The organism is Salinivibrio sp. MA440, from assembly GCF_001996265.1.
Classification (GTDB): Bacteria; Pseudomonadota; Gammaproteobacteria; order Enterobacterales; family Vibrionaceae; genus Salinivibrio; species Salinivibrio costicola.
In genome coordinates, this window is record NZ_MUFI01000034.1 from 1 (window position 1) to 26,752 (window position 26,752).

The window sequence follows — 26,752 nt, forward strand, 5'->3', positions numbered from 1 at the left end:
CAAGGATCCTATCTTAACGAATTACTTTTAAGTTTATGAATTTAAGGTCTTATTTTATTTTTATGACAATGTTTCCTTCCGTTAGATGATCGATACCTGATGCTTTAATGCACTTTTTCTAGGCTTCTTCACAAATCTATCCACAGAAAGCGTGAATAAATGTGCGCAAACTCTCATTGCTATGTTTATAACTTCCTGTTAGAGAGTGAGTTATCCTCAGATGACGACGAGAGCGCAAAAAAGAAGGTCAATCCACAATGTTTGTTTACCCTCAGCCGCTTTTTGTGAAAAAATCAGGTTCAGTAGAGATTTATCATTGAGGTTGTCCAGTGATTGATGGCGATGGCTATCGTCCCAATGTGGGGATAGTAATTTGTAACGGCCACGGTCAAGTACTCTGGGCTCGTCGATATGGTCAGCATTCATGGCAGTTTCCACAAGGTGGTATTGATGAAGGAGAAAGTCCTGAGCAAGCCATGTATCGTGAATTGTATRAAGAAGTTGGACTGACCAAAAAAGATGTGCGCATCTTGGGGACTAGTCGACATTGGTTACGTTATAAATTACCGAAACGCTTGGTGCGGTGGGATTCTAAACCCGTATGTATTGGGCAAAAGCAAAAATGGTTTTTGCTTAAGCTTGAGTGTGATGAGTCACACGTGAACGTTTTGCGTGGCGGGACACCGGAATTTGATGGCTGGCGTTGGGTCAGTTATTGGTATCCTGTGCGTCAAGTCGTGGCATTTAAGCGTGAAGTCTATCGGCGTGCAATGAAAGAGTTTGCGCCGCTTGCGATGCCTTTTAAAGAACGCAAACCTCGACGTAAAAATAAGCGAGGGTAAAGGAGAAACTCGGTGCTCACGCAGTTAAGGAATATTGTGCAAAGCGTTGCAGTGTCAGCCGATCTCGATCAGGCGCTGCATACGTTGGTGCAACAAACCTGCTTGGCAATGCGTACCGAGTGCTGCTCTGTCTATCTCGCCAACCTTGAGCAACAAAGCTTTGATTTGATGGCAACGCAGGGGCTCGATCCGTCGGCGCAAGTGTCGATGTCGTTTGGTGACGGGTTAGTTGGCGTGGTTGGTCAACGAGCTGAGCCTTTAAACCTCGCTTATGCACGACGACATCCTGCGTTTAAACCTTTTCCAGCGACAGGAGAAGATGCGTTTCAATCTTTTTTGGGTACGCCCATTATTTATCGCAAAAAGGTGCTGGGCGTATTAGTCGTTCAGCAACACCAACCGCGTCAATTTGATGAAAGTGAAGAGTCGTTTCTTGTCACCTTAGCCGCGCAGTTGGCGGTGGTATTTGCCCATGCGGATGCGCAAGGGGGGTGGCAAGGTACCCGATCGCCTATTTTACTTGAAGGGATGCCGGCGTCACCGGGGATCGGTATTGCTCAAGCTTGGTGCGACGAGTCGCAACCAAGGCTAGAGGACGTTGCTCCGGCAAGCAGTCTCGATGTGTCGCGAGAGCTCGACCGCTTAGACGCCGCGATTGATGAGGCCAGTACGGAGTTCCGGCGTTTGCGTAAGCGCTTTGATAAGGAGCTACAAAAAGACGCATTAGCGATTTTTGATCTGTTTGTACATCTGCTCAATGATCCCATGTTGCGAGAAGACATAACGGTCAGGATCCAGCAAGGTGATGAAGCGACGTGGGCCGTGCGACAAACTGTGGAGGCCTTTTCCGCGCGCTTTTCCCTGATGGACGATCCTTATCTCAAAGCGCGCGCAGACGATGTAAAAGAACTGGGTCAGCGATTACTTTATTTTTTGATGGCCCCGGCAGGCAGTGCTCCAGCGATTTCATCACCGGTTGTGTTACTGGCTCACGAGCTGACAGCCGGTATGCTGGCTTCGATTCCTCGTACCTTACTGGCAGGCGTTGTCGCCGAACAGGGAGCGGCTAATTCTCATGCTGCCATTCTCGCGCGGGCATTGGGGATCCCTGCGATCATGGGGGTCAGCTTTTCTCCCTCACGCTTGCACCACAAAACCGTTATCCTCGATGGACACAAAGGGATATTAATGATCGAGCCTGCCGAGGCCTTGATCAACGAATACCAGCAATTGGTTCAAGAAGAAGCCAGCTTACAATCGACCTTTGAGACAGCACTGGCCAGCCCGGGACAAACCCAAGACGGCACCCGGGTTGAGGTCCATTTAAATGCCGGTCTTAGTGCCGATAGTCAAATTGCGATTAATCAAGGGGTGGATGGGGTAGGACTTTTTCGCACTGAAGTCCCTTTTTTAATGTTACGCCGGTTCCCCTCTGAAGACGAACAAGTGAAACAGTATCGCGCCATTCTTGCCAGTTACCCTGATAAGCCTGTGGTGATGCGTACGTTGGATATCGGTGGAGATAAGCCGCTTCCTTACCTAAGTGTGGAAGAAGATAATCCTTTTCTAGGGTGGCGCGGTATTCGCTTCAGCTTGGATCATCCGGATATCTTTTTGATCCAAGTCCGTGCCATGTTACGCGCGAGCATAGGTTTAAATAACCTTAAGTTACTACTGCCAATGATCTCTGGCCGCAATGAGTTATTGGAAGCGAAAACCTTGGTCAGCCGCGCGTATCAAGAGGTCAGCCAAGAGGCCGAGAGCACGGGTGAGAGCGTTAATATCCCTATGCTCGGGATCATGGTCGAAGTCCCCTCTATTTTGTATCAGTTGGATAATATCGCGCGTGATATCGATTTTTTATCGGTAGGGACCAATGACTTGACCCAATATTTACTCGCCGTTGATCGCAATAATGCGCGGGTCGCGGATATTTTTGATGCCCTGCATCCTTCAGTACTCCATGCCTTATCATCCATTGCAACCATGGGTGCGCGCCATCAATTACTGGTAAGTGTCTGCGGTGAGTTGGCCGGCGATCCTGTGGGTGCAGCATTATTAGTGGGATTGGGTTACCAGCAACTGAGTATGAACACTCGGAATGTCGCCAAAATCAAATATCTGTTAAGTCGATTACCGCATGAGGCGCTAGTGGTGCAGGCGAATACTATGCTGACATTAGACGACCCTGATGCGATTCGAGCATCGACCGAAGCCTTTCTGGCCGAACATGGGCTTGAAGCGTTAGTCAAAATCGGACAAATGCGATGATCACTGGCCTAACACTGTTGTTGTTTGTGGTCTGCATGCTAGTCGGTGCGTGCGTAGGTACCTTATCAGGGCTGCTTGGCATTGGCGGTGGACTGGTGGTGGTACCCGCTTTAACGTTTCTATTGCCGGTTTTTGGCATTTCACCGACGGTGGTGATGCCCATTGCTCTGGCGACGTCGTTAGCAACGATCGTTTTGACCTCAAGTGCGTCGGCATGGCGGCATTTTCGCTTAGGTAATGTGCATGTCGAGGCGGTCAAAGCTCTTGTTCCTGGCATGCTGTTAGGCGGTAGTCTTGGGGCCGGATTTGCTGACTTGCTGCCTCCTGATTGGCTACCCCGTTTATTTGGTGTGATTGTGCTTGCGATGGCACTGCAAATGTTACTTAATCGCCGCGTCTATCAAGCGCGCCCATTGCCGCATTGGTGGCGGCTTTCTGCGGCTGGAACCTTGATTGGGACGCTTTCTAGCTTGGCAGGCATTGGTGGCGGATCCTTTACTGTTCCATATTTACACTGGCGTGGGGTCAGCATGCATCAAGCAATAGGTAGTGCATCAGCGGGGGGAGCGGTATTAGCGTTCGGTGGCATGATTAGCTTTGTGTGGTTGGGCTGGCGACAGACGGAACCCTTACCGCCACTCAGTGTCGGATACTTGTATTTACCCGCGTTGCTCGGGGTGGTTTCCACGTCTGTGTGGATGACACGGGTAGGCGCGCAGCTTGCGGTGAAGTTACCTACTGAGCAAATAAAACGTATTTTTGCCGTCTTTCTTGTTATTGTCGGCGCTAGCATGTTGTTGAAATAAAGGATCAAATTCATGGCTGAAGGTTATTTCACCTTTCCGTCAATCGACCCGGTATTAATCGAGTTAGGCCCCATAGCGGTACGCTGGTACGGGTTGATGTATTTGTTAGGGTTTGTGTTTGCTCTTTGGCTGGCAAACCATCGTGCGACAAAACCCAACAGTGGTTGGAACAAAGAAGAAGTCAGCGATCTGCTGTTTGCCGGCTTTCTTGGCGTGGTATTGGGTGGACGCATTGGCTATGTGCTTTTTTACCAATTGGATGCTTTTATCGCCGACCCCTTGTTTTTGTTCAAAGTATGGACAGGAGGCATGTCGTTCCATGGTGGTCTGTTGGGTGTGATCACCGCCATGGCATGGTATGCACGTAAAACGCAGCGTCACTTTTTTACCGTGGCTGACTTTATTGCGCCGTTAGTACCATTTGGCCTTGGCGCTGGCCGGTTGGGCAACTTTATGAACGGTGAGCTATGGGGGCGCGTCACGGATGTGCCTTGGGCAATGGTCTTTCCAACCGGGGGCCCGTGGCCACGCCATCCCTCGCAGCTTTATGAGTTTGCATTAGAAGGCGTCGCGTTATTTGTGATCCTCAATATGTACATTAAAAAGCCACGCCCAATGGGGGCGGTCTCGGGGCTTTTCTTGGCCGGTTACGGCACATTCCGCTTTACCGTGGAGTATTTCCGCGAGCCAGATGCACATCTCGGGTTATTTGCAGGAATATTCAGTATGGGGCAGCTTTTATCGTTGCCGATGGTGATCGTAGGGGCGTTGATGATGCTATGGGCGTATCGATGCCAACCCGCCAAGTGACCGAATAACGCGAATCGGTTATAGTAAGTGATACACCAAGGCACCTCAGCGGTGCCTTTTGTTTGTTCGGTCAATGATAGGAAACACTATGAAGCAGTATCAGGCGTTGATGCAGGATATTCTCGATAATGGGACAGATAGGGGAGATCGCACTGGTGTCGGAACGCGATCGATATTTGGACGCCAACTACGGTTCGACCTTGCTGAAGGCTTTCCACTGTTAACGACCAAAAAACTCTATACCCGAGCGATTATCCACGAGCTTTTGTGGTTTCTTAACGGCGAGACTAACATCCAGTACTTACAAGACAACAAGGTACGTATTTGGGATGAATGGGCCACCGAGCAAGGTGATCTCGGTCCCGTCTATGGCGCTCAGTGGCGCTCTTGGGCGTGTCCAGATGGTTCAACCGTGGATCAGATTGCGCAATTGATCGAGCAAATTAAAACCAAACCCAACTCGCGTCGCCATATTATCACAGCGTGGAACCCTGCCGATTTGCCGGATGAGTCCATCAGCCCGTCAGAGAACGCGGAGCAAGGCAAAATGGCCTTGGCCCCTTGCCATTGTTTGTTTCAGTTCTACGTGGCGGATGGCAAGCTCTCATGCCAGCTTTATCAGCGTAGTGCAGACTACTTCTTGGGTGTGCCGTTTAATATTGCCAGCTATGCGCTGTTCACCCATATGGTGGCGCAACAGTGCGACCTAGCGGTCGGTGATTTTGTCCATACTTTCGGTGATGTTCACCTTTATCATAACCATCTGACCGATGATATTGTCCATGAACAGCTAAAGCGTGAACCGCGTGCGTTGCCGACATTGACTATTAAACGCAAGCCTGCCTCTATCTTTGAATATAAAATCGATGACTTTGAGATTGCAGGCTACGATCCGCATCCGACCATTAAAGCGCCGATTGCGGTTTAACACATAGCTGTTTAACGCATTGCTGTTTGATAGGCAGTAACGTTAACGAGGCGATACGACTTGGTGTCATCTTGAGCCAATTTTCAATAAAAAAACGCAGCCAGCTGGCTGCGTTTTTTGTGTGTGACCTAAATCTCAGGCTTATTGGGATAAGAAGACAATGCTGCCTGGAATCACAACAAAGACTAAACTGATATAAACGAGGACGGCCATTTTTGATTTGGCGGCCATTTTGCCCAACAAGTCTGCACCTTTGAGCGGTAATTCGCGTAAAAACGGCACACCAAAGATAAGCGCGGTGGCTAGGATATTAAAACTAAGGTGTACTAATGCAATTTGCAGCGCAAAGACGGCGAACTCGCCCGTGACGGCTGTGGCGGCAAGTAACGCGGTAATGCAGGTACCAATGTTTGCGCCCAATGTGAATGGATAAATATCACGCACCTTTAACACGCCTGAGCCGACCAATGGCACCATCAAGCTAGTGGTCGTTGATGAAGATTGCACCAACACAGTGACGATTGAGCCTGAGAAAATACCGTGCAATGGACCGCGACCGATAGCATTTTTAAGCATGTCTTTTGCCCGACCCACCATCAGTTTTTTCATCACGCGACCCATCACGGTGATGGCAATGACAATAGTAACAATCCCCATGGCAATCATCATGAAGCCACCAATGTTACCCGGGAAGATGGCATCCAAGGGCGATTGCACAGCATTAACGACGGGTTTGGTCAATGGCTTAATAAAGTTTAACCCCTTGATACTCATATCGTTCGCTTGTGCCAATGGCGACACCAACCAGCCAGAAATTTTATTCAGTATTCCAAATGCCATTTCGAGTGGGAGAAAAATAGCAACGGCAAAGAGATTAAAGAAGTCATGAACAGTGGCACAACTAAAGGCACGACTAAACTCTACTTTACAGCGGGCATGGCCTAAACTGACGATAGTATTAGTCACTGAGGTACCCACGTTGGCTCCCATTACCATGGGAATCGCCGCTTCAACCGGCAAGCCACCCGCGACCAGGCCGACGATAATAGACGTCACGGTACTTGAAGACTGAATCAATGCAGTGGCAACAATACCAATCATTAAGCCAGCTACGGGATGAGACGCAAACGCAAAGAGCGTCTTCGCTTCGTCGCCTACGGCCCATTTGAAGCCGCTTCCTACCATGGCAACGGCCACGAGCAGGAGGTAAAGCATGACGGCAAGCTTGGTCCAACGGAACCAATTTGAGGAGCTCTGAGTTGCCTCTACTGCTGTAGCATGGGGAGTCATAAGATATCTCCGTGACAATTCGATGTCAGTTTAGTGTCAAAGCAAAATCTGAGGCGATAGTAAAAAGGGAATATTTCAGAAATATGACATAAATACTGCAGTGAGTTGAAAATACGATCTTGGCACGGATATGCCGCAGTAAAAGCGCTGTTACCCCCCTGATTCCTAGCGTTATTTGTCTCTAAATACACGGCTGGAAAAAACAGAGATAAAAATGTAACAACAAGGTTGAAATCGACACTATGCTAGAGAGAAAGCGTTAAGCTATAAATCGGTAAACAGGATATAAAAGCGTTAGACTACGAATAAATCAATGGTAAGTTAGTTTTAACATCGGTTTTCCCGATGTTTACTATCAGAACAAACGATTTTTCTAAAAGTGGTCTGACTGTCTAGACTACTGAAATCCACTTTTATTGTATGGAGTGCTCTAAATGACTGATGTCATTCGTCAGTTTCTGAAAATGGAATCCGCAGGAGGTATTGTGCTGATTGTAGCGGCGGTATTAGCGATGTTCGTAGCGAACTCGGATTTACAGCCTTTATATGACAGCACGCTTCATACCTATGTAGCAGGCTTATCCGTTGGTCATTGGATCAACGATGGCCTGATGGTGATTTTTTTCCTGCTGATTGGTTTGGAAGTTAAACGTGAGTTGGTTCAAGGTGCCCTAAACTCAAAAGACAAAGCCACATTCCCTGCGGTTGCAGCGATCGGAGGTATGCTTGCTCCCGCACTGGTTTACTTGGCGTTCAACTGGGGCGACCCACTGGCCGTGTCTGGTTGGGCTATCCCAGCTGCTACGGATATCGCGTTTGCGCTCGGTGTGTTGGCGTTGTTGGGTAATCGTGTCCCGCTTGCGTTAAAAGTATTCTTACTGGCATTGGCGATCATTGATGATCTCGGGGTGATTGTGATCATTGCCCTGTTTTACAGTAGCGACTTATCGCTGGTAGCCCTAGCGTCAGCCTTTATAGCCACTGTGGTACTGGTGGCGATGAATATGCGCAAAGTGACCAGTATTCCTGCGTACGTCGTGGTTGGACTGATTTTATGGTTCAGCGTGTTGCAATCGGGCGTTCATGCGACGCTTGCCGGTGTGGTGCTTGGTTTTGCCATCCCGCTTAAAGGTAAAACGGATGATGCACCCTCGCCATTGAAAAAAATGGAACATGCGCTGCATCCATACGTGTCGTATCTGATTCTGCCGATTTTTGCGTTCGCGAACGCTGGGGTATCGCTTGACGGTGTATCACTGGCTAACTTGACGGAAATGTTGCCGCTAGGTATTGCCTTAGGCTTGCTTCTGGGTAAACCACTTGGGATCTTTACCTTTAGTTGGGCCGCAGTGAAATTAGGTATTGCCAAACTGCCAGCACGCGTGAATTTCACCCATATCTTTGCCGTGTCAGTGCTCTGTGGTATTGGTTTCACCATGTCTATCTTTATCTCATCACTGGCCTTTGTTGGTGTGAATGGCGAGTTCGTCACACTCTCTCGTCTTGGTATCTTGATAGGATCGACCTTGGCGGCCGTGATTGGCTACGTAGTGTTGCACTTTGCACTGCCACCAGCCAGCGCGCTTGCAGATGAACAAGGAGACGAGTATGAAGAAGGTAATACTGGCGTTGATTACTAGCCTGGTTACCGTCTCTGGCTCTGCCATGGCGGTAAACCAAGATATGTATTGCAACGGAAAGCAAGACCAAAGCGATGTTTGCCAAGCCTATCGCGCAGGTGTCGCGGCCGGAAAGGCGACGGTGACATCGAACGTTGATAAGGTTGATAGAGAAGAACAAGATAAATCCTCAAGCTTCTCAGAGCGTGCTTTAGAGCATCGAGCGGGTGAGCGGGTAAGAAAGCCGCTTGATAAAGACGATGTGAAAAACTAAAACGCGTATGCCACTTGAAGGCGCCAGAGAGGCAGCGTAAGCTGCTTCGTCTGGCGTTTTTTTATCTATCAGCATGGCTCACCTAAATTACAACCACCTGTACTACTTCTGGATGGTCTGCAAGCAAGGTTCAATCACCCAAGGGGCGGATAAGCTTTGTTTAACACCACAAACCGTTACTGGGCAAATTCGGGCTCTGGAACAGCGCTTAAATGGTAAGCTCACTAAACGCAATGGGCGCTACGTGGAGCCCACTGAGCTCGGCCAGCTGGTTTTTAAATATGCTGATCGTATGTTTGGTCTGAGCTACGAAATGCTAGATATTGTCAATTACAGCCAGCAAGAGAATATCTTATTCGATGTTGGGGTTGCTGATGCATTATCGAAGCGGCTGATTAGCCAAATTCTCTTGCATGCGATACCTCACGATAACGCCATCCACCTGCGCTGTTTTGAATCCACGCATGAAATGCTACTTGAGCAACTCGCAGAGCATAAATTAGATATGATCCTTTCAGACTGCCCGATAGATTCGACCCAACAGGCCGGCTTATTTAGCGTCAAGTTAGGTGAGAGTAGCATGAGCTTATATTCCTCAAACCCTGCAGAAGACCCCGATGTGCCGTTACCCATACGTTTAGCGACACAGAAAGTCTTAATTCCTAGCAAATCGACCGCAATGGGACGTAAGTTAACGCAGTGGTTTGATCAACAAGGCATCGTACCTAATATTCTGGGAGAATTTGACGATTCCGCCTTAATGAAAGCGTTTGGGATTAGTCATCAAGCGTTATTTATTGCACCTACGACCTATACTGAGGAAGTCACCCGTTTGGGTCAAGCGATACAAATTGCTGAGCTGAGTGTGGTAAAAGAGGAATATTTCGTTATCTTTGCGGAACGTATGATTCAGCACCCAGCGGTCAAAAGGATTTGTGAAGCAGATTACAGTCACTTGTTTGTTTAGTTACAAGCTAGCATAAAGATCGTGCTAGACTCGTGCCATTGAGTATTAACTGATGATGGAAGTTGAATGGATTTAGCCCGCATGCAGCAGAATGGGCCTAAGGCAGTCAGCCTGCTAAAAGCCATGGCCAATGAAAAACGCCTTTTTATTCTGTGTTATTTACTACAAGGTGAATTGTCGGTGGGGCAGTTAGTGGAGCGGGTTCCTCTGAGCCAGTCAGCCTTATCGCAGCATCTCGCTTGGTTACGAAAAGATGGTCTGGTGACAACGCGCAAAGAGGCGCAGACGGTATATTATTCGCTAAAAAGTGATGAAGTCGTCGCTGTCATTCAGCTTTTACATGATCTCTACTGCAGCGAAACCGCAAATTAGCACCTAGGTAAGCAACAAGTGATAAGCAAAAAAAAAACCGGCCAAGGCCGGTTTTTTTTATCTCTATGCAAAGAGCAATCTTACAGCGCTTTAATTTGTGCTGAGAATGCTGCTTTGTAACGAGCTGCTTTATTCTTGTGGATCAGGCCTTTAGTGGCTGAACGATCAAGAATAGGCTGAACTTGTGCAAAAGCAGCAGTTGCCGCTTCTTTGTCGCCTGCAGCAATTGCTGAAGCAGTTTTCTTCATATAGGTGCGCATCATAGAGCGACGGCTTGCGTTGTGCTGGCGACGCTTTTCAGACTGGATCGCACGCTTCTTAGCAGATTTGATATTCGCCAAGGGTCTAACTCCCAAATCTTTTTGTTCGGTGACATTTCAAGGCGGAGGACTATGCCTCTTTTTGCCTCTATTGTCAATTCATTTGTGCAAAGATCCGCCGCTCCAAGGTAGTGTTGGCGCTGCGGGGTTATCACAGTTAATATGGCGGCTGATTCTATCAGCATTTCAGCCCCGACGTCACCTATATTTCGATTTGTTCTCCCTTTCGGCGTATCGCCAGGGGCGAAAAAGTAGAAGCAACGCGCGCATCGGGCACGTGTTTTCAAGAGGTAACCGTGAGTAAGCGACTTTTACGCTCTGGGCTCATCGTGAGCACCATGACATTAGTGTCCCGTGTTTTAGGATTGGTGCGCGATGTTGTCATTGCCAACTTAATGGGCGCGGGTGCGGCCGCCGATGTCTTTTTCTTTGCCAATAAAATCCCTAATTTTTTGCGTCGTCTATTTGCCGAAGGGGCATTTTCACAAGCGTTTGTGCCGGTATTAACCGAATACCAGGCGCTTGATAAAGATGATACCACCCGAGCCTACTCACGCGAGTTGGTGGCCAATGTGGTCGGCACGCTTGGCGGGTTGGTCACTGTTGTGACATTGCTAGGTGTGGTCGGTTCGCCCGTTTTAGCCGCGTTGTTTGGTACCGGTTGGTTTGTCGATTGGCTAGATGGCGGGCCTGATGGTGCAAAATTTGAGTTGGCCAGCTTGATGTTGAAAATCACTTTCCCCTATTTGTGGTTTATTACCTTTGTTGCGCTATCGGGGGCTATCCTTAACACGCTGAATAAATTTGCAGTTTCCAGCTTTACGCCGGTGTTTTTAAACGTTGCGATTATTGCTGCGGCTATCGGTCTATCCCCGCATTTGGCACAACCTGAAATAGGCCTTGCGATCGGTGTGTTTGCAGGCGGTGTGATTCAACTTTTGTTCCAACTGCCTTTTTTAGCGCAAGAGGGGATGCTCGTGCGGCCTAAATGGGGATGGCATCATCCCGGCGTTGTCAAAATTCGACATTTAATGATCCCAGCATTGTTTGGGGTATCCGTCAGTCAGATTAATCTGTTATTCGATACCTTTATTGCTAGCTTCTTAATGACGGGTTCTATCAGTTGGCTGTATTACTCCGATCGTTTATTAGAGTTCCCACTGGGGTTATTTGGCATTGCGATTGCGACGGTGATCTTGCCCGCGTTATCCAAAAAACATGTCGATAAATCGGCGGATCAGTTTGCTGCGACCATGGATTGGGGCGTACGTATGGTTCTGCTACTCGGGATCCCCGCCATGGCTGGATTAATTGTGCTCGCCAAGCCCATGTTGATGGTGCTGTTTATGCGGGGTGAATTTGGTGTACCTGACGTGGAGGCGGCCAGTCTTTCTCTGGTGGCTTATGCCTGTGGTTTGGTCAATTTTATGGTGATCAAAGTCCTGGCGCCTGGTTATTATGCGCGCCAAGATACTAAAACACCGGTCAAATACGGTGTCATCGCAATGGTCAGCAATATGGTCTTTAACGCGATTTTTGCCTATTTCTTCAGCTACGTGGGGTTAGCAATGGCCACGGCCTTATCGGCGCTGATTAATGCAGGCCTGTTGTATCAAGGGCTACACCGTCGTCATATTTATCGCCTTTCTCGAGAAACAGTGACGTTTATTGTTAAGTTACTGGTGGCTGTTTGTGCCATGGTTATTGGGCTTTATGTTTTAATGCCAAGTTTGTCACAATGGGTGGCCATGCCATTATTCTCTCGCAGCATTAGCTTGGCTGGCTGTATTCTTGGCGGGGGGAGCCTCTATCTGATCACGGCAGTGATGTTTGGTGTGAGATTAGGCGATATCCGCCACCGAGGATGATGGTAAGCGCGGAATATCAATCCAGGGCTGATTGCCAGCGCTGACTAGTATATAATCCGCCAGTTTTTATAGTTCAAATAGTCAGCAGGCGATGGAATTAATTCGAGGCATTCACAATATCCGGGCCAAACACCGAGGCTGTGTACTCACCATCGGTAACTTTGATGGTGTCCACCTTGGGCACCAAGCGGTCTTGCGCCAAGTGGTCGAGAAGGCCAGGGCCCTCGATTTGCCTGCGACTGTCATGCTGTTTGAGCCTCAACCGCTCGAATTGTTTCAAGGCGATCAGGCCCCTGCACGTTTATCCCGGCTGCGCGACAAATATACTCAACTGGCTAAGTTAGGCGTGGATAGGCTGTTGTGTGTCAGCTTTACACCAGCATTTGCCGCCATGAGCCCGGATGCCTTTGTTGATCGCTTGTTGGTCAATCAATTGGGTGTTAAGTTTCTGGTAGTGGGTGACGACTTTCGCTTTGGCCTCAAGCGTGCCGGTGACTTCGCTCGATTAGAGCAAGCCGGGAAAGAGCATCACTTTGCGGTAGTGAGTACCGAAAGCTTTTGTGTCAGCGACCGACGGGTGAGTAGCACCGCAATACGAGATGCGCTTCTCGCGGGCCAGTTAGAGGCGGCAGCCGATATGTTGGGGCGACCCTACAGTATTTGCGGGCGGGTCGCGCATGGGCGAAAGCTTGGACGTACGATCGGCTTTCCTACCGCGAATGTGCTGCTTAAGCGGCGAGTCTCTCCTGTATCGGGTGTGTACGCGGTAACCGTGTCCGGTGCGCGTGCAGGGCAATCTTTGCCGGGCGTTGCCAACGTGGGTAATCGACCGACGGTCAATGGCACCCATCAGCAGTTAGAAGTGCATCTATTCGATCAAACGCTCGATTTATACGGCAAACAATTAGAAGTTAGCCTACTGCACAAATTGCGTGATGAAACCAAATTCGCGTCAGTAGACGCATTAAAAATGCAAATTCAACGAGATGCATCGGCAGCGCGTGCGTGGCTGGCTGATGGCAATAATGTCTAGAGTAACCTCCATACGGAATCAATAATCAATGAGTGACTACAAAGATACCTTAAACCTGCCGGAAACTGCGTTTCCGATGCGAGGTAATCTTGCTAAGCGCGAGCCTGATATGCTCAAGCGTTGGTATGATGAAGATCTTTACGGTGCAATCCGTCAAGCGAAGCACGGCAAAAAAACATTTATTTTGCACGACGGCCCTCCGTACGCGAACGGCAATATTCATATTGGTCACTCTGTTAATAAAATTCTCAAAGACATTATTATTAAATCGAAAACGCTGGCGGACTATGACGCACCGTATGTCCCTGGCTGGGACTGCCACGGTCTACCTATCGAATTGATGGTAGAAAAAAAAGTGGGCAAGCCGGGTCAGAAAATCTCCACCGCCGAGTTCCGTGAAAAATGTCGTGAATACGCGGCCAAGCAAGTGGAAGGTCAAAAAGCCGACTTCAAACGTCTTGGCGTGTTGGGTGAGTGGGATAAACCCTATCTCACCATGGATTTTAAAACTGAGGCCAGCATCATCCGTGCCTTGGGTAAGATTGCGGGTAATGGCCACTTGCACAAAGGGTTTAAACCGGTTCACTGGTGTACGGATTGTGGTTCAGCCCTTGCCGAAGCCGAAGTCGAGTATCAAGACAAGACGTCCCCATCGATTGACGTCATGTTCCGTGCGGTCGATGAGCAGGCGCTCGTGAACACCTTTACCCTTGCTGGTGAGCATCAAGGCGAAGGGCCTGTTTCGGCGGTGATCTGGACGACGACGCCTTGGACTCTGCCGGCTAACCGCGCCGTTGCTGTGTCCGCGGATCTGGAATATGTGCTGGTGCAAGTCGAAGGCGAGCAGCCACAGCGCTTAATTCTGGCGGCAGAGTTGGCCAAAGACGTCATGGATCGTGCTGGTATCGAGCACTATCACAACCTTGGTTTTTGTAAAGGTGAAGCGTTAGAGCTGCAACGTGTTCAACACCCATTTTATGATTTTGACGTGCCGGTGATCCTTGGCGATCACGTGACAACTGAGTCGGGTACGGGGGTTGTCCACACTGCGCCTGGACACGGCCAAGAAGACTTCGTGGTGGGGAAAAAATACGACCTAGAAGTGGCCAATCCTGTGGGGAGCAATGGTGTGTATTTACCTGATACACCACTGTTTGCCGGTCAGCACGTGTTTAAAGCCAATGATAATGTCATTGAGACGCTTAAAACGCATGGCGCGCTGCTGCATCATCATGCCTATGAACACAGCTATCCGCACTGCTGGCGCCACAAAACGCCGATTATTTTCCGAGCGACGCCACAGTGGTTTATCGGCATGGATAAAGCCGGTCTGCGAGATAAAGCCTTACAAGAGATCAAAAACGTTGAATGGATCCCTGACTGGGGGCAAAGCCGCATTGAATCCATGGTTGAAGGCCGTCCAGACTGGTGTATTTCTCGTCAGCGTACCTGGGGCGTACCCATTGCCTTGTTCGTTCACAAAGAAACGTCAGAGCTTCACCCCGATACGATTAACCTGATTGAGCAGGTTGCAAAGCGGGTAGAGCAATCGGGCATTCAAGCGTGGTGGGATTTGGATCTTAACGAGCTGCTTGGCGATGAAGCAGACCAGTACGAGAAAGTGCTGGATACGCTCGATGTATGGTTTGATTCAGGCGCGACGCACTATGCGGTGGTTAACCAGCGTGACGAGTTCAACGGCCAAGAAGCTGACATGTACCTCGAAGGGTCGGATCAGCACCGTGGTTGGTTCCAATCATCGTTAATGACCTCGGTCGCCATCAAAGAAAAGGCCCCGTATCGAAAAGTGCTGACTCATGGTTTCACCGTTGACGGCAAAGGCCGCAAGATGTCGAAATCTTTGGGGAACACCATCGCGCCGCAAGACGTGATGAACAAGCTGGGTGCCGATATTTTGCGTTTATGGGTGGCATCAACCGATTACACGGGTGAGATCACCGTTTCGGATGAGATCCTAAAACGCAGCGCCGATGCGTATCGTCGTATCCGCAACACCTCGCGTTTCTTGCTGGCGAACCTACATGGCTTTGATCCTAAAACCGACTTGGTTGCCCCAGACGATTTGGTCGCGGTTGATCGTTGGGCGGTGGGACGTGCGTTGGCGGCACAGCAAGAAATTACAGAAGCATTTGAAGCCTGTAATTTCCACCAAGTCACGCAACGCTTGATGCAGTTCTGCTCGATTGAGATGGGATCTTTTTATCTCGATATTATTAAAGATCGCCAATACACCGCGAAAGCCGGCAGCCATGCGCACCGAAGCTGCCAAACGGCACTGTTCCACATTGTCGAAGCCTTGGTCCGTTGGATGGCTCCTATTATGTCGTTCACGGCGGATGAAATTTGGAATGAAATGCCGGGCGAGCGTAGCAAGTTTGTCTTTACCGATGTCTGGTATGACGGCCTGTTTGATCTTGAAGACAGTGCTGCCCTTAATCAGGCGTTCTGGGCGAAATTGTTAAACGTACGCGATGCGGTCAATAAAACGCTTGAACAGGCCCGTAACGAAAAAGTCATTGGTGGCTCACTAGAAGCCGAAGTGACCCTATATGCGCCCGCCGATTTTGCCGAAAAACTGCGCTTAATGGGCGATGAACTTCGCTTTGTGCTGTTAACGTCAAAAGCAACTGTGGTCGCCGGTGAAGCCCCAATATCTGCGACGAAAACGGATGTTGAAGGCCTTGCTGTTGAGGTGACGGCTTCAAGTGCGGCGAAGTGCGAACGTTGCTGGCATCACGTCGCCGACGTGGGCACCATTGCTGGCCATGAAGAGATCTGTGGCCGTTGTGTGACCAACATTGCAGGAGAAGGCGAAACTCGCCAATTTGCGTGATGCAGACTCTTTCCCTCTCGCAATCAGGATGGCGCTGGCTTTGGCTGGCGCCTCTGGTGTTTGCGCTCGATATTGGTAGTAAGTGGCTGGTGATGCAAACCATGGAATACGGGTTTGCTAACCGCACTGAACTGTTGCCTTTTTTTAATCTTACCTACGTGCATAACCATGGCGCAGCCTTTAGTTTTTTGAGTGATGCTGGAGGCTGGCAGCGTTGGCTATTTAGCGTGATTGCACTAGGAGTCAGTGGATTACTGGCTTATTGGATGCGGACCACCCCAGCAAGCCAACGGCTGATCAATATTGCCTATGCGATGATCATCGGCGGCGCATTGGGTAATTTATTTGATCGGCTTGTTCATGGTTATGTCATCGACTTTTTAGATTTTTACATTGGCACGTCGCATTGGCCGGCGTTTAACTTGGCGGATTCCGCGATTTGTTTGGGGGCGGCGTTGGTAATTCTGGAAAGTTTTCGTCAGGACGCGTCATCGACCAAGCAGGGATAATGCGTATCTATCTGCACACTCCGACTTTCAAAAAGGATGAATCATGAAAGCGATCAGCGCCGCTAGCGAAGTGATTATGCATTTTACCATCAAGCTTGAAGATGGCTCGGTGGCCGATACCACCCATAATGCGGGGAAGCCTGCGAAATTGGTGATGGGAGACGGCAGTCTGACCGAAAACTTTGAAAACTGCTTATTGGGCTTAAAAGAAGGCGCCTCGAGTAGCTTTACCTTAGCGCCTGAAGATGCCTTTGGGCAGCCAAACCCTGATAATATTCATCATATGGATCGCCGCCATTTCGGAGGAGAAACACCCGCCGAAGAAGGTGCGATCATTGCGTTTAGTGGTCCTCAAGGGCAAGAAATTCCGGGGATTATTACCGCGGTCTCTGGCGACTCAGTCACCGTTGACTTTAATCATCCTTTGGCGGGTAAAACCGTCATTTTTGACGTTGAAATTATAAGTGTGCAATAAGGCGTAGTCATGAAGATCCTACTTGCCAATCCCCGTGGCTTTTGTGCGGGCGTCGATCGTGCAATCAGTATTGTTGAACGAGCGTTAGAAATCTATCAACCGCCGATTTATGTGCGTCATGAAGTGGTGCACAACCGTTTCGTCGTGGAAGGGTTAAAGCAGCGTGGGGCGATTTTTGTTGAGCAGATCAGCGAAGTGCCTGACGACAGTATTGTGATCTTCTCTGCACACGGTGTATCACAAGCGGTGCGGAACGAGGCGAAATCGCGTCAATTGACCGTGTTTGATGCCACCTGTCCATTGGTGACCAAGGTCCATATGGAAGTGGCGCGCGCAAGCCGCAAAAACATGGAAGTGGTGCTGATAGGCCATGCGGGCCACCCAGAAGTGGAAGGCACCATGGGTCAATACGCCAGCGAAACGGGTGGCATGTATTTGGTTGAAACCCCAGACGATGTCTATACCCTCAAGGTCAACGATCCAGATAACCTACACTATGTCAGTCAAACTACACTGTCTGTGGATGAAACGGCAGATGTGATTGATACCTTGCGGCAGGTATTTCCCAATATCCAAGGCCCGCGCAAAGATGATATTTGTTATGCCACACAGAACCGCCAAGATGCGGTACGCGATCTTGCGCAAAGCTGTGATGTGATGATTGTCGTTGGATCGAAAAATAGCTCAAATTCAAATCGCCTCCGTGAGCTTTCTGAAAAGCTAGGTACGCCTGGGTATTTGGTTGATACAGCACAAGACATTGCCCCCGCTTGGTTAGACGGCAAGCATACCGTTGGGATCACGGCAGGGGCATCGGCGCCTGAAGAGCTGGTGAATCATATTATCGAGCGCATCAAGCAGCTTGGTGCCACAGAGGTTGAAAATCTCTCTGGACGAGAAGAAAACATGTTCTTTGAAGTGCCGAAGGAATTACAAATTCGTGAAGTCACTTAACCGTGATGATCCAGACCAAAAAGGGAAGCGAAAGCTTCCTTTTTTTCGCCAATATACAAGTGCCAGGGAACGCGCTAGAGTGGTCAGTTACGATCAAGGAGCCAATTTGCTGGCAAAGTGACAAAGGGGAAAATCATGGTACGTATTGCCATTGCAGGCGCGGCTGGACGAATGGGCCGCAACCTTATTCAAGCGGTTGCACAATACTCGGGCGCAACATTGGGCGCGGCGAGTGAGCGCCCTGAATCTAGCCTAGTAGGCACAGATGCGGGTGAGTTGGCAGGAATTGGCCGTTTAGGGGTTAACGTGGTGGACGACCTTGCTAATGTCAGTGATGACTTCGACGTGATTATCGACTTTACCGCACCATCGGCCACGATGGCGCATTTGGCGTTATGCCAACAACAAGGTAAACAATTAGTCATTGGCACCACCGGGTTTGACGAGGCGCAAAAACAAGTCATTCATGAGGCCGCTGAGTCAACTGCCTTAGTCATGGCGCCCAACTACAGTGTGGGGGTGAACCTAGTGTTTAAGTTGCTCGAGCAAGCCGCCAAAGTGATGGGGGAGGAATGCGATATTGAAATTGTTGAAGCCCACCACCGCCATAAAGTGGATGCCCCTTCAGGCACAGCGCTAGGTATGGGCGAAGCGATTGCGGGGGCAATGGGTAACAACCTCAGCGATGTGGCTGTCTATGCGCGAGAAGGGAATACGGGCGAGCGCAGCAAAGACGAGATTGGTTTTGCCACCCTTCGTGCCGGTGACATTGTTGGCGAACATACTGCGATGTTTGCCGATATCGGTGAGCGTGTTGAGATCACGCACAAGGCCTCAAACCGTAATACCTTTGCCAAAGGCGCGGTCCGTGCAGCGGTTTGGCTCAATCAGCACCCGTCGGGTTTTTATACCATGCAAGATGTCCTCGATTTAAAATAACTATTCATCGCGCTTCGGCGCGATGTTTTTTGCTTATACGTAAAACGCCCTCTCTGTTTGTGTTACTCCTCCAGCTTTATCTATTTTTTACTGGGCTCATATCGCTATTTTTGCACGAGACTGTATTTCTCAGGTGTTAAAAGTAAAGGTAAACGTTTGCTAATGAGCTTTTATTTTTTTAGACAGATATTGTGTCATTACGTAATGTGCTGGCAGTGATTTGGGTGTTTTTTGTACCGTAAAGTCGATTTAAGCTGTGTTTTATGGCGGCTTAGATAAGGAAATCTATTGAGTGGTGAATAAAGAAAACAAAAAAACGCGGGTTTGATTGACAGCTTCTCCATGCATCCCTAGAATGCGCGCAATTTGTCAAAATTCAGCTTGACGCGGGTTTTGATCTTAGATGGAATACGTAAATGCAACGTTAGTCGTTAAAAGTGCATTTTTATATAAACTGGAGGTTGTCTTGAGCAAGTTTGCGCTCTTAGTCCTAGAAGATGGGACAGTGTTCCACGGTACCCCGATCGGCGCGGATGGCTCCGCGGTGGGAGAAGTGGTTTTCAATACCTCGATGACGGGGTATCAAGAAATTGTCACCGACCCCTCTTATTCCCGTCAAATAGTCACTCTTACTTATCCCCACATTGGCAACACCGGCACCAATACCGAAGACGAAGAATCCTCCCAAGTTCACGCTCAAGGCCTCGTGATTCGTGATCTCCCTCTCTTAGCTAGCAACTTCCGCAATCAACAATCCCTTTCTGATTACCTCAAGCAACACAACATTGTTGGCATTGCCGACATTGATACGCGTAAGCTCACCCGTTTGTTGCGTGAAAAAGGGGCGCAAAATGGTTGCATTGTCGCTGGCGACAGCGTGGATGAAGCATTGGCTTTGGTTAACGCGCAAGATTTTCCTGGCCTAAAGGGCATGGATCTCGCCAAAGAAGTGACCACTCAGGAAAGCTACAGCTGGACACAAGGCTCTTGGCAACTTCATCAAGGCTTACCCGATGCTTTACCTGATAGTGAATTGCCTTATCACGTAGTGGCGTATGACTTTGGTGCTAAACGTAACATTTTGCGTATGCTGGTTGACCGTGGCTGTCGTTTGACGGTGGTGCCTGCCACCACACCCGCAGACGAGGTGCTGGCGATGAATCCGGATGGAGTTTTCCTATCCAACGGTCCTGGCGATCCAGCCCCGTGTGACTACGCGATTGCGGCGACGCAAACCTTCTTAGCGAAAGGCGTGCCTTTATTTGGTATTTGCTTGGGCCACCAAATTTTAGCACTGGCGAGCGGTGCTAAGACGGTGAAAATGAAATTTGGCCATCATGGTGCCAATCACCCGGTGAAAGATTTAGACCGAGACGTGGTGATGATCACCAGCCAAAACCATGGCTTTGCGGCCGATAAAGATAGCTTGCCAGACACATTGCGGGCGACCCATGTGTCTTTGTTCGATGGCAGCTTACAAGGCATTCATCATATTGAAAAACCCGCCTTTAGCTTCCAAGGCCACCCAGAGGCAAGTCCAGGACCGCATGATGCGGCGCCTCTTTTTGACCATTTTATCGACCTTATCAAACAACATCGCGCCTAATCGGAGTCGTTGAGCATGCCAAAACGCACAGACATAAAAAGCATTCTAATCCTGGGCGCAGGCCCGATTGTCATCGGCCAAGCCTGTGAATTTGACTACTCAGGGGCACAAGCGTGTAAAGCGCTACGCGAAGAGGGGTACCGGGTTATTCTCGTGAACTCGAACCCAGCGACCATCATGACTGATCCCGAAATGGCCGATGCGACCTATATCGAGCCGATTCAGTGGCAGGTAGTGAAACATATTATTGAGAAAGAGCGCCCCGATGCGGTGTTACCGACCATGGGCGGTCAAACGGGATTAAACTGTGCACTTGATCTCGAGCGTCACGGCGTACTGGCGGAATTTGGCGTAGAGATGATTGGTGCAACAGCCGACGCCATTGATAAAGCGGAAGACCGACACCGTTTTGATGAAGCGATGCGCAGCATTAACCTTGAGTGTCCGCGTGCGGGCATTGCCCACAGTATGGATGAGGCTCACAAGGTACTCGATGAAGTGGGTTTCCCTTGTATTATCCGCCCTTCATTTACCATGGGCGGCACTGGTGGCGGTATTGCCTACAACCAAGAAGAATTTAAAGACATTTGCGAGCGAGGTCTGGATTTGTCGCCAACCAACGAGCTGTTGATTGATGAATCCTTGATTGGTTGGAAAGAGTACGAAATGGAAGTGGTGCGGGATAAAAACGATAACTGCATCATTGTCTGCTCGATTGAAAACGTCGATGCGATGGGTGTCCACACTGGTGATTCGATCACCGTCGCGCCCGCTCAAACATTGACCGATAAAGAATACCAATTGATGCGCAATGCCTCTGTGGCTGTGCTGCGTGAAATCGGTGTCGAAACCGGTGGGTCAAACGTTCAGTTTGGGATCAACCCTAATAATGGGCGCATGGTGATCATTGAAATGAACCCGCGTGTCTCGCGTTCATCAGCCTTAGCATCAAAAGCAACCGGTTTCCCGATTGCCAAAGTAGCGGCCAAATTAGCGGTTGGCTTTACCCTTGATGAGCTGATGAATGATATTACCGGCGGCGCCACACCGGCTTCATTTGAGCCGACCATTGATTACGTGGTCACGAAAATCCCACGCTTTAACTTTGAAAAATTTGCTGGCGCCAATGATAGACTGACGACCCAGATGAAATCCGTGGGCGAGGTGATGGCCATTGGCCGTAACCAACAAGAATCGTTACAGAAAGCATTACGCGGTCTAGAAACCGGCGCGTCTGGTTTTGATGAGATGGTCAACCTGGATGATGATACCGCATTGACGCGTATTCGCCATGAGCTGAAAGAGCCGGGCGCCGAGCGGATTTGGTATGTCGCGGATGCCTTCCGTGCAGGCATGTCGGTCGATGGGGTTTTCAACCTCACCAATATTGATCGCTGGTTCTTGGTGCAAATCGAAGACATCGTCAAACATGAACAACAAGTCCGAGATAATGGGTTTGCTGGTCTTAATGCGGTCGCGCTGCGCCAATTAAAACGTAAAGGTTTTTCCGATGTGCGCTTGGCGAATCTTCTCGGGGTGTCTGAAATTGAAGTGCGCAAACTGCGGGATAAATTCAACATCCATCCGGTCTACAAACGCGTTGATACGTGCGCAGCTGAGTTTTCCTCTGATACCGCGTACATGTACTCAAGCTATGATGATGAATGTGAATCGCAACCAACCGATAAAAAGAAAATTATGGTTATCGGTGGTGGGCCGAACCGTATCGGACAGGGCATCGAGTTTGATTATTGCTGCGTCCATGCTTCGTTAGCGCTGCGCGAAGACGGCTATGAGACCATCATGGTGAACTGTAACCCTGAAACCGTCTCTACCGACTATGATACTTCCGATCGCCTCTACTTTGAGCCGGTGACCTTGGAAGATGTGTTGGCGATTGTTCGGGTCGAAAACCCTGAAGGGGTAATTGTTCAGTATGGTGGCCAAACCCCACTTAAACTGGCTCGAGCGCTAGAAGCGGCTGGGGTGCCGATCATTGGTACTAGTCCTGATGCAATTGACCGCGCGGAAGACCGTGAACGTTTCCAAGATGCGGTAGAGCGCCTAGGGCTGAAACAACCTGCCAACGCCACCGTGACGGCATTAGAGCAGGCGGTGGAAAAAGCGAAAGAGATTGGCTACCCGCTAGTGGTGCGTCCGTCTTATGTGCTTGGGGGGCGGGCGATGGAAATCGTGTATGACGAAACGGATTTGCGTCGCTACTTTAATGAGGCCGTGAGTGTGTCGCATGAATCTCCCGTCTTGCTCGATCACTTCCTTGATGACGCGACCGAAGTAGATATTGATGCCGTGTGTGACGGTGACATCGTTGTCATTGGTGGCATTATGGAGCACATTGAGCAAGCGGGAGTGCACTCGGGCGATTCGGCGTGTTCACTACCAGCGTATACGTTGAGCGATGACGTTCAAGATCGGATGCGTGAACAAGTACGTAAATTAGCCTTAGAGCTTGGTGTACGCGGCTTGGTGAATACCCAGTTTGCGGTGAAAGATGATGAAATTTATCTGATTGAAGTAAACCCGCGGGCTGCACGAACGGTTCCATTTGTGTCTAAAGCGACAGGAGTGCCGCTGGCGAAAATTGCTGCTCGCGTCATGGCAGGACAATCACTTGCCGAGCAAGGGTTCGTGAACGAAGTGATTCCACCTTACTATTCCGTGAAAGAGGTGGTACTCCCGTTTAATAAGTTCCCAGGCGTGGATCCTTTGCTTGGGCCAGAAATGCGCTCAACCGGTGAAGTGATGGGTGTGGGCGATACCTTTGCTGAAGCGTTTGCTAAAGCGGATTTAGCCTGTGGCAAAGCCTATAGCGAAAGCGGGCGAGCCTTGTTGTCGGTTCGCAATAACGATAAGCAGCGCGTGGTCGACCTGGCCGCGAAGCTGCTGAAACTTGGCTTTGAGCTTGATGCCACCCACGGCACTGCCGTTATTCTGGGAGAAGCGGGGATCAATCCGCGCCTTGTCAACAAAGTGCACGAAGGACGTCCGCACATTCTTGACCGCATCAAAAACGGTGAGTATAGCTATATTGTCAATACCACCGAGGGGCGCCAAGCGATTGAAGATTCAAAAGTCTTACGTCGTGGTGCGCTGGCCGCCAAGGTCAATTATACCACCACACTGAATGCGGCCTTCGCCACGTGCATGGCGTTAACGGCGGCCGACACCACCAAAGTGAATCCGGTGCAATCGCTGCACGCACGAGTACTGACCAAGTCTTAACCCGATGAGACGTCAATAAGCAGCCATCAGACCCGCCTTTTTGGCGGGTCTTTCTTATCGCGCGTTCATGGCTGAGCGCGAGCGAAAGCAGGTACGAGCTGGCCACGGATCAATGCGTGATAAAACTCACGTTCAAATTGGGTGATCGGTGCGGGTAGATTGTCAGGTAACGCGTCTTCATCCGGGTGATAATGACTGACTAACTGCACCACAATATGCGCCTGCCCGGTGTCATCCTCTAGTAAACCGGCCAAGTTAAAACTGCCATAAAGCGAGCCGCTCTTGGCTTTTAATCGCCCTTTAATCGGCGCGTGTCGGACACTTTGCCGATACTTAAGTGTGCCATCCATGCCTGCCGTGGGGAGCATATCAATCAGTCCCAGCTCAGGGTGCGTCGAGATATAGTGAAGAACACTGGCCAACTGGCGCGCGCTTAAACGGTTGTTTCGGGATAAACCGGATCCATCCACTAAGATAGCGCGGGATAGGTCGATCCCTGCCTTTTGCAAGATGGCTTTAACTGCCGCGACGCCATTGCGGTAAGATCCCGGCTGCTGAAAATAGCGCCGCCCGAGCGCTTTCAAAAGGTTATCCGCAATCAAGTTGTCTGAGTCTCGCAGCATGGTGGTCAGCAGTGACGGTAACGGGACAGAGTGATGGCGGGCAAGTTCACGATGTTGGCTAGGAGCCGGTGCGACCAGAATTTGACCATTGAGGTGCACATTCAATCGTGCGAGCTCATCGGCAACAATGGCTTTCACATAGGCGGAAGGGGTTTGAACCGCAAAATTTAATGGCAGCGGCCTGTCCCGGTGGGCAAGACAGCCAGAAAAGTGATACTGATTATCCGCGGTGGCGGTTAAATCAAGCCCGCAGTGACGCGCTGTTTGCTGTTCTTCTGTCACCGTAAGGGCGTCGCTAGTCACTGAAATTGGCTGATGACGAGGAACATGAACGCGTGTTTGTACTTGATCGGGCTGGCTGTATATTGCCCCCTGCACACAATTATGATCCAGTGTTATTGCGGTTGAGGGAGCGCTGTAACAGACGGCGAGAATATCCCAAGGCCATCCGGGGGCGCGAGAGCGACCGGCGAAGGCTTGGCCGTCCAGGTAAAGATGATTGATATTATCCAGCCCTCGACGAGGCAGTTGACTAAGTAGCTGACGAATATCTTTGCGAGTTAATAAGGGATCGCCATTAAAAATAAGCGCGATGTCATCGCCAGCTTGTACCAGCCGTGTCGAGAAACGGAAGGTACTCGGTAAATAAAGGCGAGCGGCGAGCCCGGTGAGTAGCTTTTGTGTACTCGCAGGGGGAAGCAATGCATCCACTTGCTGACTAAGCTGCGGTTGTGTGTGTTGGGGATCGCTGACCCACAAGGCGGCCTGACTGCCTTTGGGCAATAAAGGGGTCAGCTGTTCAATCGTCAGCTGATTCGATGCATAAGCTAGTGATGTCGTGAATAATACGCTAAGTGCGAGGCAGAAAATAACCGCTAGGCAACGTATCGGTGCTAGGCAGCGAAAAAGAGCGCGAGTCATGAGTGAGAGCCTTTGTGTTATTGCATCGTGTTTATCCTACCCTGTCCAGCCTTGAAGACAAGCCGCACGCAGGCCTGATACACCTCACCTGCTGGACAATCACCGGCTGGTCGGTCACGCTATTGCCGGATCAGAGATGATTTTGCGCCAATTCTTGTTTACAATCGAAAAAAAGCGTTGAATTCCGCCGCGCCCAAATTTTTGTTTGGGCGTGGCTTTGTTTTGCCAAAATCCCTTTGCTGTGGATTGAAAGAGGTAATGTCATTTATGGATAAAGTGCCAATGACCGTACGCGGCGAGCAGCTGCTACGAGAAGAGCTGGACAAGTTGACCAAACGTCGCCCAGAGATCTCTAACGCCATTGCAGAGGCGCGTGAGCTGGGTGATTTAAAAGAAAACGCGGAATATCATGCTGCGCGAGAAGAGCAGGGGATTTGTGAAGCGCAAATCCGCGATATTGAATACAAACTATCGGTCGCTCAAGTGATTGATGTCACCAAAATGCCGAATAATGGCAAAGTGATTTTTGGTGCTACCGTGACTGTGATTGACATCAATACCGACGAAGAACTGACCTATCGTATCGTGGGTGATGATGAGGCGGACATTAAAGCTAACCTTATTTCTGTGAACTCACCGATTGCCCGAGGCTTAATTGGTAAAGAAGAAGGCGAAGAAGTGAGCATCACCACACCGGGTGGTGTAAAAGAATTTGAGATTGGCAGCGTCGATTACGTCTAAGTAAAGTGTTACTAGATGTAACTTTTCGCTGAGTTTTCAACAGTAAAAAGGCCGCGACGCGGCCTTTTTTGTTATGCTTCAGCGCAAGTGCGGCAAACCACTAAGGCCACCCAAACTATTTGCGTGGTAATGTGATTTTACGCTCTTCGCTTTGACGGTAAATCACCAGTGTTTTGCCGATAACCTGCACTTTTTCGGCGCCAGTTTCACGAATGATAGCGTCGACAATCAGGTTTTTGGTCTCGCGGTCTTCTGATGCGACTTTCACTTTGATCAATTCATGGTGGTCAAGCGCAAGCTCAATTTCAGCGACCACGGCTTCGGTTAAGCCATTGGCGCCCATTAAGACTACAGGCTTAAGCTGGTGAGCCAGTCCTTTGAGATACTGTTTTTGTTTGGTGCTGAGTTTCATGTTGGCTCGATTTCTATTTGCTAGGGGTTGAAAACATGCCATTCTAACGCCATCTCATCACAAACTGAAACAGTA

The 26,752-nt window shown here is 49.6% G+C and carries 23 protein-coding genes; 19 read left to right on the top strand and 4 right to left on the bottom strand.

Annotation, left to right across the window (positions count from 1 at the left end; all coding sequences use genetic code 11):
• Nucleotides 1-329 precede the first annotated feature (329 nt).
• From rppH to BZG80_RS11130, 5 genes are all read left to right on the top strand, one after another.
• A complete protein-coding gene (rppH, locus tag BZG80_RS11110) occupies nucleotides 330-842 on the top strand; it encodes an RNA pyrophosphohydrolase (RefSeq protein ID WP_077679358.1) in 513 nt (170 codons plus the stop codon).
• A gap of 12 nt (nucleotides 843-854) precedes the next feature.
• The gene (gene ptsP, locus BZG80_RS11115; protein ID WP_077679359.1) at nucleotides 855-3,113 is read left to right on the top strand and encodes a phosphoenolpyruvate--protein phosphotransferase; all 2,259 of its coding nucleotides are present in this window, start codon (nucleotides 855-857) and stop codon (nucleotides 3,111-3,113) included.
• A complete protein-coding gene (locus BZG80_RS11120; protein ID WP_077576783.1) occupies nucleotides 3,110-3,919 on the top strand; it encodes a sulfite exporter TauE/SafE family protein in 810 nt (269 codons plus the stop codon). The genes ptsP and BZG80_RS11120 overlap by 4 nt, the downstream gene beginning before the upstream one ends.
• A 12-nt stretch (nucleotides 3,920-3,931) precedes the next feature.
• Nucleotides 3,932-4,729 carry a prolipoprotein diacylglyceryl transferase gene (gene lgt, locus BZG80_RS11125; protein WP_077679360.1) on the top strand — a complete coding sequence of 266 codons (798 nt, stop codon included), beginning with the start codon at nucleotides 3,932-3,934 and terminating at the stop codon, nucleotides 4,727-4,729.
• An 88-nt stretch (nucleotides 4,730-4,817) separates the two neighbouring features.
• On the top strand, nucleotides 4,818-5,657 hold the full coding sequence (locus tag BZG80_RS11130; protein WP_021023310.1) for a thymidylate synthase: 840 nt from the start codon (nucleotides 4,818-4,820) through the stop codon (nucleotides 5,655-5,657).
• A 141-nt stretch (nucleotides 5,658-5,798) separates the two neighbouring features.
• Here the strand turns inward: BZG80_RS11130 and BZG80_RS11135 are convergent, their stop codons facing one another.
• Entirely contained in the window at nucleotides 5,799-6,947 is a 1,149-nt protein-coding gene (locus BZG80_RS11135) for a Na/Pi symporter (RefSeq protein WP_077679361.1), read from the bottom strand.
• 434 nt (nucleotides 6,948-7,381) lie between these two features.
• On the opposite strand from BZG80_RS11135, the gene nhaA reads away from it, so the two are divergent.
• From nhaA to BZG80_RS11155, 4 genes are all read left to right on the top strand, one after another.
• The gene (nhaA, locus tag BZG80_RS11140) at nucleotides 7,382-8,587 is read left to right on the top strand and encodes a Na+/H+ antiporter NhaA (RefSeq protein WP_077461730.1); all 1,206 of its coding nucleotides are present in this window, start codon (nucleotides 7,382-7,384) and stop codon (nucleotides 8,585-8,587) included.
• Nucleotides 8,556-8,840 carry a hypothetical protein gene (locus tag BZG80_RS11145; protein ID WP_077679362.1) on the top strand — a complete coding sequence of 95 codons (285 nt, stop codon included), beginning with the start codon at nucleotides 8,556-8,558 and terminating at the stop codon, nucleotides 8,838-8,840. The genes nhaA and BZG80_RS11145 overlap by 32 nt, the downstream gene beginning before the upstream one ends.
• 73 nt (nucleotides 8,841-8,913) lie before the next feature.
• Nucleotides 8,914-9,807, top strand: a complete 894-nt coding sequence (gene nhaR, locus BZG80_RS11150) for a transcriptional activator NhaR (protein WP_077679363.1) — start codon at nucleotides 8,914-8,916, stop codon at nucleotides 9,805-9,807.
• Between the two features lie 66 nt (nucleotides 9,808-9,873).
• Nucleotides 9,874-10,179 carry an ArsR/SmtB family transcription factor gene (locus BZG80_RS11155; RefSeq protein ID WP_077576778.1) on the top strand — a complete coding sequence of 102 codons (306 nt, stop codon included), beginning with the start codon at nucleotides 9,874-9,876 and terminating at the stop codon, nucleotides 10,177-10,179.
• 80 nt (nucleotides 10,180-10,259) lie between these two features.
• Here the strand turns inward: BZG80_RS11155 and rpsT are convergent, their stop codons facing one another.
• A complete protein-coding gene (gene rpsT, locus BZG80_RS11160; protein WP_077646827.1) occupies nucleotides 10,260-10,520 on the bottom strand; it encodes a 30S ribosomal protein S20 in 261 nt (86 codons plus the stop codon).
• Nucleotides 10,521-10,795: 275 nt separating this feature from the next.
• Here rpsT and murJ point away from each other — a divergent pair, with 275 nt between their 5' ends.
• The 9 genes from murJ (at nucleotide 10,796) to carB (ending at nucleotide 23,980) form a co-directional block, all read left to right on the top strand.
• Nucleotides 10,796-12,367: a murein biosynthesis integral membrane protein MurJ gene (gene murJ, locus BZG80_RS11165; protein ID WP_077679364.1), complete on the top strand. Its 1,572-nt coding sequence runs from the start codon at nucleotides 10,796-10,798 to the stop codon at nucleotides 12,365-12,367.
• A 91-nt stretch (nucleotides 12,368-12,458) separates the two neighbouring features.
• Entirely contained in the window at nucleotides 12,459-13,400 is a 942-nt protein-coding gene (gene ribF, locus BZG80_RS11170) for a bifunctional riboflavin kinase/FAD synthetase (protein WP_077669399.1), read from the top strand.
• 28 nt (nucleotides 13,401-13,428) lie between these two features.
• Nucleotides 13,429-16,254 carry an isoleucine--tRNA ligase gene (gene ileS / locus BZG80_RS11175; protein WP_077679365.1) on the top strand — a complete coding sequence of 942 codons (2,826 nt, stop codon included), beginning with the start codon at nucleotides 13,429-13,431 and terminating at the stop codon, nucleotides 16,252-16,254.
• Complete coding sequence (gene lspA, locus BZG80_RS11180) at nucleotides 16,254-16,763, top strand: signal peptidase II (protein ID WP_077679366.1); 510 nt, start codon at nucleotides 16,254-16,256, stop codon at nucleotides 16,761-16,763. Before ileS ends, lspA begins: the two co-directional genes overlap by 1 nt.
• Nucleotides 16,764-16,806: 43 nt before the next feature.
• Nucleotides 16,807-17,238: an FKBP-type peptidyl-prolyl cis-trans isomerase gene (gene fkpB / locus BZG80_RS11185; RefSeq protein WP_021023299.1), complete on the top strand. Its 432-nt coding sequence runs from the start codon at nucleotides 16,807-16,809 to the stop codon at nucleotides 17,236-17,238.
• A 9-nt stretch (nucleotides 17,239-17,247) separates the two neighbouring features.
• Nucleotides 17,248-18,192 carry a 4-hydroxy-3-methylbut-2-enyl diphosphate reductase gene (ispH, locus tag BZG80_RS11190; RefSeq protein WP_077461723.1) on the top strand — a complete coding sequence of 315 codons (945 nt, stop codon included), beginning with the start codon at nucleotides 17,248-17,250 and terminating at the stop codon, nucleotides 18,190-18,192.
• Nucleotides 18,193-18,327: 135 nt separating this feature from the next.
• On the top strand, nucleotides 18,328-19,131 hold the full coding sequence (gene dapB, locus BZG80_RS11195) for a 4-hydroxy-tetrahydrodipicolinate reductase (RefSeq protein ID WP_021023297.1): 804 nt from the start codon (nucleotides 18,328-18,330) through the stop codon (nucleotides 19,129-19,131).
• A 466-nt stretch (nucleotides 19,132-19,597) separates the two neighbouring features.
• Entirely contained in the window at nucleotides 19,598-20,737 is a 1,140-nt protein-coding gene (carA, locus tag BZG80_RS11200) for a glutamine-hydrolyzing carbamoyl-phosphate synthase small subunit (protein ID WP_028569659.1), read from the top strand.
• A 15-nt stretch (nucleotides 20,738-20,752) separates the two neighbouring features.
• On the top strand, nucleotides 20,753-23,980 hold the full coding sequence (gene carB, locus BZG80_RS11205) for a carbamoyl-phosphate synthase large subunit (RefSeq protein WP_021023295.1): 3,228 nt from the start codon (nucleotides 20,753-20,755) through the stop codon (nucleotides 23,978-23,980).
• A gap of 65 nt (nucleotides 23,981-24,045) precedes the next feature.
• Here the strand turns inward: carB and dacB are convergent, their stop codons facing one another.
• A complete protein-coding gene (gene dacB, locus BZG80_RS11210) occupies nucleotides 24,046-25,524 on the bottom strand; it encodes a D-alanyl-D-alanine carboxypeptidase/D-alanyl-D-alanine endopeptidase (protein WP_077679367.1) in 1,479 nt (492 codons plus the stop codon).
• Nucleotides 25,525-25,791: 267 nt separating this feature from the next.
• On the opposite strand from dacB, the gene greA reads away from it, so the two are divergent.
• A complete protein-coding gene (greA, locus tag BZG80_RS11215; protein ID WP_021023293.1) occupies nucleotides 25,792-26,265 on the top strand; it encodes a transcription elongation factor GreA in 474 nt (157 codons plus the stop codon).
• Nucleotides 26,266-26,380: 115 nt separating this feature from the next.
• Here the strand turns inward: greA and yhbY are convergent, their stop codons facing one another.
• The gene (yhbY, locus tag BZG80_RS11220) at nucleotides 26,381-26,677 is read right to left on the bottom strand and encodes a ribosome assembly RNA-binding protein YhbY (protein WP_021023292.1); all 297 of its coding nucleotides are present in this window, start codon (nucleotides 26,675-26,677) and stop codon (nucleotides 26,381-26,383) included.
• Nucleotides 26,678-26,752 lie beyond the last annotated feature (75 nt).